This window comes from Collinsella aerofaciens, from assembly GCF_039062315.1.
GTDB lineage: Bacteria > Actinomycetota > Coriobacteriia > Coriobacteriales > Coriobacteriaceae > Collinsella > Collinsella aerofaciens_BG.
The window spans coordinates 96,154-102,153 of sequence record NZ_JBCJBG010000007.1; the positions used below are offsets into that span (position 1 = coordinate 96,154).

General features: G+C 62.4%; 5 protein-coding genes. 3 read left to right on the forward strand and 2 right to left on the reverse strand.

All coding sequences use genetic code 11. From position 1 onward, the window contains the following. Nucleotides 1–138 precede the first annotated feature (138 nt). Nucleotides 139–1,218, forward strand: a complete 1,080-nt coding sequence (locus ABCP74_RS05575) for a Gfo/Idh/MocA family protein (protein ID WP_117769377.1) — start codon at nucleotides 139–141, stop codon at nucleotides 1,216–1,218. 3 nt (nucleotides 1,219–1,221) lie between these two features. Then, nucleotides 1,222–1,968 carry a DeoR/GlpR family DNA-binding transcription regulator gene (locus ABCP74_RS05580; RefSeq protein ID WP_117769379.1) on the forward strand — a complete coding sequence of 249 codons (747 nt, stop codon included), beginning with the start codon at nucleotides 1,222–1,224 and terminating at the stop codon, nucleotides 1,966–1,968. 59 nt (nucleotides 1,969–2,027) lie between these two features. On the opposite strand, the gene ABCP74_RS05585 is transcribed toward ABCP74_RS05580, so the two are convergent. Continuing rightward, the gene (locus ABCP74_RS05585) at nucleotides 2,028–2,687 is read right to left on the reverse strand and encodes an RluA family pseudouridine synthase (RefSeq protein WP_233504573.1); all 660 of its coding nucleotides are present in this window, start codon (nucleotides 2,685–2,687) and stop codon (nucleotides 2,028–2,030) included. Nucleotides 2,688–2,702: 15 nt separating this feature from the next. Continuing rightward, complete coding sequence (locus tag ABCP74_RS05590) at nucleotides 2,703–5,198, reverse strand: U32 family peptidase (RefSeq protein WP_343001100.1); 2,496 nt, start codon at nucleotides 5,196–5,198, stop codon at nucleotides 2,703–2,705. 300 nt (nucleotides 5,199–5,498) lie between these two features. Between ABCP74_RS05590 and ABCP74_RS05595 the strand changes: the two genes are divergently transcribed. Then, nucleotides 5,499–5,876 carry a Rid family detoxifying hydrolase gene (locus ABCP74_RS05595; RefSeq protein WP_117769383.1) on the forward strand — a complete coding sequence of 126 codons (378 nt, stop codon included), beginning with the start codon at nucleotides 5,499–5,501 and terminating at the stop codon, nucleotides 5,874–5,876. Nucleotides 5,877–6,000: the final 124 nt, after the last annotated feature.

Genomic DNA, 6,000 nt, shown 5'->3' on the forward strand with positions numbered 1-6,000 from the left:
GTGCTTGTATATGCGCCATCTGCTGCTGAATTTTGACCATTTAGCGGTAATACACGCAGAAGCACGCACATACACGCGCATTTGTGCGAATATAGAGCTGTCAGAAATAAAAGACTTTTCACGACGCAGGAGGCAGATATGGCAGATTGTAAACAGGCTCCGCTTGATGCTGCGGCAGCCGCAAAGGCAGCGTTCGCTTCGGTCCAGGACAAGCCATTCCCCGATGATATCTTTACGGCTCCCGAGCTTCGTTGGGCTGTGATCGGGTGCGGTGTTATCGCCAACCAGATGGCCCAGTCTCTCGCTCTTTCCGGCCGCAAGCTTGCGGGCGTCGCCAACCGCACGCTGTCCAAGGCTCAGGCTTTTGCCGATCAGTATGGCATCGAGAAGGTCTACGAATCGGTCGAGGACCTCTATGCCGATCCGAACATCGACGCGATCTATATCACCACGCCGCATAACACGCACATCACCTATCTGCGTGCGGCCCTGGCAGCTGGCAAGCACGTGCTTTGCGAGAAGGCCATCACCCTCAACTCCGCCGAGCTCGACGAGGCGCGTGCCATTGCCGACGAGCATAACGTGATCCTCATGGACGCCACTACGGTGCTCCATATGCCCTTGTATCAGGAGCTGCGCCGCCGCATGGATGTCGGCGAGTTTGGCCGCATGAACCTCGCCCAACTCAACTTTGGCAGCTACAAGGAGTACGGCGACCTGACCAACCGTTTCTACAATCGCAACCTTGCTGGCGGTGCCATGCTCGACATTGGCGTCTATGCCCTGTCCGTTATGCGCCTCTTTATGGCAAGCCAGCCCGCTGAGGTCGTTTCGCTGGGCAACACCTGTGAGACCGGCGTTGACGTTGCGGGCGGCATCGTCTGCCGTAATGCCGAGCAGCAGCTGGGTGTTGTGAGCCTTACGCTTCACTCCAAGCAGCCCAAGCGCTCGGTCATCAGCTTTGACAAGTGCTATATCGAGGTCAACGAGTATCCGCGTGCCGATCACGCGACCATCGTGTGGACTGCGGACGGCCACCGCGAGGAGGTCCACGCCGGCACCGAGGCTTACGCCCTGTGCTATGAGATGGCCGATCTTGAGAAGGCCGTTGCCGGCGACGACTCCAAGCGCGAGCTACTGGATTATGCTTCTGATGTTATGGAGCTTATGACCAAGCTTCGCACCGACTGGGGAGTCGTGTACCCCGAGGAGGAGTAAGCGATGCTTGCGGAAGATAGGCTCAACGCGATCGTGTCGATGGTGCAGCAGGCCGGCTCGGTTACCGTGCCGGAGCTTGCCGAGGCTCTGGGCGTGACGGCGTCTACCATTCGGCGCGACCTGCAGACGCTCGATCGAGCGCACCGCATCGCTAAGGTCCACGGTGGAGCGACGAGTCTTGAGCGCGCGCACGTGACGCGTGACTTAACACTCAACGAGCGCAGCGACCTCCATAACGACGACAAGGAGCGTATCTGCGCCCGTGCGGCGGCGCTTGTGGAGCCCGAGAGCTTTGTATACATCGACTCGGGCTCGACGACGCTCAAGCTCATCGAGCATCTTCCACACCTTGAAGATGTCACCTATGTGACCGATTCCGTGCTCCATGCTCAGCACCTCGCTTTGCGCGGCATGCGTACCGTGGTGCTGGGCGGCGAGCTCAAGCCCGAGACCGAGGCGCTCGTTGGCCCCGATGCCTTGGCAACCCTAGACCGCTACAACTTCAATTGTGGCTTTTGGGGCTCTAACGGCATTGCCGCCGAGCAGGGCTTCACGGCGCCCGATATCGAGGAAGCGCAAGTAAAGCGTATCTCGATGCGCCATACGGCCAAGCGCTTCGTAATCTCGGACGCCAGTAAATTTGGCATGGTGGCGCCCGTCAAGTTCGCGGATTTTCGCGATGCAACGATTATTACCGCGGGCGAGGTCCCCGCCAAGTACCGGGCAATGGACAACGTCATCACGGTCTAGAAGCAGGGGCAGGCTAAGGCCAAAACCACCGCGAAGGTACCTGTCCCCATTGTGGTGGTTTAGGGCTCCCAGGGGCAGGGGGCTTCGATGTGGATGTGCTCGCCGGTAACGGGATGCGTAAAGGACACGCTGTGGGCGTGGAGCATCAATCCGCATGGGCGCGGCGTTCCGTACAGGTCGTCGCCCACCAGCGGATGGTGCTCGCTGGCCAGATGGACGCGAATCTGATGCTTGCGGCCGGTGAGCAGCTCGACATCGATATACGAACGCGTGGGCAGGCCTCGACGGCTCTTAAGGCGCTTGAGCACCTTGACGCGCGTCTGAGACGGCTTGCCGCTGGCACCGACGCGCATCTTGCGGCTATCGTGGCGGTCGCGGGCGATCGGCTTGTCGATGAGCTTTTCGTTCCAGTCTATCTTGCCCTCGGCCAGCGCCAGATAGTGCTTTTCGAAGGCGTGGTCGTTCACCATCTGGTCAAAGGCGGGCTGCGTCTGTTTGTCGAGCGAGAACAGAACCACGCCGGTGGTGTTGCGGTCCAGGCGGTTGAGCGGCTGCATGTCGGTCGCGGCAAAGCCGTCGCCCATCGCCAGCAGCAGATCGCTGGCGTAGTCGGTAAGTGTGCGCTCGCCGGTGCCGTCACCGTGGACGATCATGCCGGCGGGCTTATCGATGGCCATGAGCCAGGCGTCGCAGTAGAGGACTTGGGGTTCTTCGTTCACGTGTAAGCCTTTCGGTTAGCTAATTCCCACAAACATACAGCCCGAGGTGGCGCCGCGCAGGCGGGCGGCGGGCTTACGGCCGGCCTGCGCGGCCTCGATGGCGCGACGGACGCGTGCGACGGCGCGGCCAATCTCATCGGACTCGAGCAGGGTTCCGTCAACCATAAGACGGCGCACGCCGGCGTCGAGCAGCTGCGGAACCTGCGGCGTGAGGTCGATGGGGTAGGCATCGTACAGGCGCGAGCGGCCGTGGACGTCGGTGCGCACTGGCATGACCTTGCCATCGATATTCTTGAGCGACAGCTTGCGGGCGCGCAGGCGGCAATTGGCGCAATCGTGGATACAACCGTTGGCAACCTGCAGGATGCAGTGCTCGCTCGTCATAACGCGCGGGCGGCCGAAAACGGTGATGCCCAGGGCTGCGGGCGCGGAGGTGCCAAGCGAGATAATCTCGTCGAGCGTGATCTCGGGCGAGAGCCAAAACGCCCCGGCCCCGCGCTCGGCGAGTGCCTCCATGCAGGGCGTGTTGTGCACCGGCAGGCAAGAGCGAATCTCGACCGTGGCGCCGGCCTGCGCGGCTACGGCGAGCTCGGAGATATTGCCGACGGCGACGGTGGCTCCGGCATTGATCCAGGGATCGACGCGTGCGTGGTCAACGGCGCGGCAGACCTCGTCGAGTACGGGCACGATGCCCTGCTCAAACGCATCGGCGGGGGAGAGCTCGGCCGCATCGAGCGCGTCGGTGGTCATGTAGATGCGCGTTGCACCCTCGGCGCGAGCAGCCTCGGCGGCCTCGAGCGAGGTGACGGTGGCGCAGATTTGCGGCTCATCGCGGTAGTGCTCGGGCATGGGGCGGGAATCACTGGTGACAATCGCCGGCAGCTCGAGCGTGCGGGCACGCTTCGCGTACGGTGCCAGAATGGCCTCCTCGAGCGCCTTGCAAGCGGCTGTGCGCACCTTATGTACGGCGGAAAAGCCCATGCCGCAGCCCTCATCGAGCGTCACATCAAAGCTCGCGGCCTCAAAGGGCGAGGAGCCCATGCGGCCTACATGCTCAACCAGATCGGACGCCTCGACCGCGCGGGTCTTGGCGGCCTCGACGGTAAAGCCCGTGGCCGTGGCGGTGAGCGTGGGGTCGTCGCAGCAGGTGAGCGTCACGGTAAAAGGCTCGCCAAGGCGCGCCACGACGGACACGTCTACGGCGCGGCGGCGCAGCACGTCGCGCTTGAGCGCGGCGCCGGCGGCGTCGATAGCGCGCTGGCTTCGAATCACGCGTACGCGGCAACCTTCGGGCATGCTACGGGGCACGCGGCACTCGATGATGTCGCCGGCAGCGGCATCATCGGCGGCGATGGTGGTCAGGAATTGGTCGAACTCATCGTCGTGACGAAGTTCCAGCAGGTCGCCCTTGCCCACGGGCTCAAACAGCTCGATGCGGGCGATGGCGGCGCGGCGACGACGGTCGTCAGGCTTGAGCCCGCGCACATCGCGGTTGGCCAGGCGGCTGCCCAGCACCGTGCCCACGATCTGGCCGCGGTTGTTGGAGCGCTCGTAGCTCATCATCTCGTCGCCCGAGGTGCCGTCTTGGTAGGCGTGCGTAAAGTCACGGTTAAAGCAGCGCTTGAGTTGGCGCTGGCGGGCGGCCTCTTCATCCTTAGAGGTCGAAACATGGGCCAGCATGTCATCAATCTGATGACGATACACGTCGACGATGGAATACACGTAATCGGGGGCCTTCATGCGGCCCTCGAGCTTGAGCGATGCGGCGCCGGCGTCATACAGACGGCGAACAAGCTGCGAGGTATTGGTGTCGCGCGGGCATAGCGCGCGTTCGCGACCGGCAGGGGAGAGCGAGCGGCCGTTCTCGTCGATTAGCTCGTAAGGCAGGCGACAGGGCTGAGCGCACATGCCGCGGTTGGCCGAGCGGCCCGCCATGGCAAAACTCGAGAGAAGGCACAGACCCGAGTAGCAAAAGCAGATGGCACCGTGGCTAAAGACCTCGAGGTCGACGTCGGGCGCGGCGTCGTGGATGGCGGCGATCTCGTCAATGGAGAGCTCGCGCGAGAGGGTCACGCGGTCGGCGCCCTGCTCGCGGCACCAAATAGTCCCGCGGTCGTCATGGATGTTCGCCTGGGTCGAGATGTGTGTCTCGATGCCGGGCATGGTGCGCTTGACCTCAAAGAACAGGCCCCAGTCCTGGATAATGAAGGCGTCGGCGCCCAGCGTGGAACAGCGGTGGATGAGCTGCAGCGCATCGCCCATCTCGGACTGCTTGATGACGATGTTTACCGTGACATAAACGCGCGAGCCGGCCAGGTGTGCAGCACGGCAGGCCTGTTCAAAGGCCTCGTCGGTAAAGTTTGTTGCCTTGCGGCGGGCGTTGAAGCTGCCCATGCCGCAGTAGATGGCGTCTGCCCCGGCAGCGAGCGCGGCGGCAAAAGGCTCGGGCCCTCCGGCGGGCGCCAAAAGCTCGGGTCTGCGGTTGGTGGTTCGACTGGCGGTTGCGGTCATATCCTGCCTTTCAAAATGCTTAGATACTCAAAAGTATAGTGGCGTCGCTGCGGTGGGCGACGCCCGCAGCCTAAGCAGGACAAAGTCTTCAGCAGCTTGGACTGGCTGCTCCACATGAGAACCGTTCAGCGGTTCGGGGAAACCGTTGGGCGATAAAATATTCTCGCAAGCTGATAATATTCTTGCATCAAACAGAAACCTTGAGTACTATCCCAATCAAGCGCGGTGTTCAGACCGAACTGTGCCTCCCGGTGCGAACACCGCGCTCACGCTCTCTCAATTGATCGTAAGGAGAAAAACATGAGCAAGACCGTCGTGTCTTCCGATAACGCACCCGCAGCCATCGGCCCGTATTCCCCCGGTATCCAGGCCGGCAACATGGTGTTCCTGTCCGGCCAGCTGGGCATCGATCCCGCGACCGGCAAGATGCCCGAGGGCGTCGAGGCCCAGGCCAAGCAGTCCCTCGCCAACGTCGAGGCCCTGCTGACCGCTGCCGGCGCTACCTTTGCCGATGTCGTCAAGACCACGGTCTACCTGGCCGACATCGTCGACTTCGCCGCCGTGAACGAGATCTACGCCTCCAAGTTTGAGGCCCCGTTCCCCGCGCGCAGCGCCTTCCAGGTTGCCGCCCTTCCGGCTGGCGGTCTGGTCGAGATCGAGGTCGTTGCCGCTCTCTAAGGCGTTGGCCACAACTAAACATGACATGCAAAAAGACCCTGCAGCGCGTGAACTGCCTCCCATTTCTTGGACATGAGAAATGGGAGGCTTTTTATGCGTGTCGACTTGAGGGTGAAGCACGACA

Coding starts and splice junctions, on each gene's coding strand:
- ABCP74_RS05575 (WP_117769377.1), top strand. CDS start 139: ATGGCAGATTGTAAACAGGCTCCGCTTGATGCTGCGGCAGCCGCAAAG.
- ABCP74_RS05595 (WP_117769383.1), top strand. CDS start 5,499: ATGAGCAAGACCGTCGTGTCTTCCGATAACGCACCCGCAGCCATCGGC.
- ABCP74_RS05580 (WP_117769379.1), top strand. CDS start 1,222: ATGCTTGCGGAAGATAGGCTCAACGCGATCGTGTCGATGGTGCAGCAG.
- ABCP74_RS05590 (WP_343001100.1), bottom strand. CDS start 5,198: ATGACCGCAACCGCCAGTCGAACCACCAACCGCAGACCCGAGCTTTTG.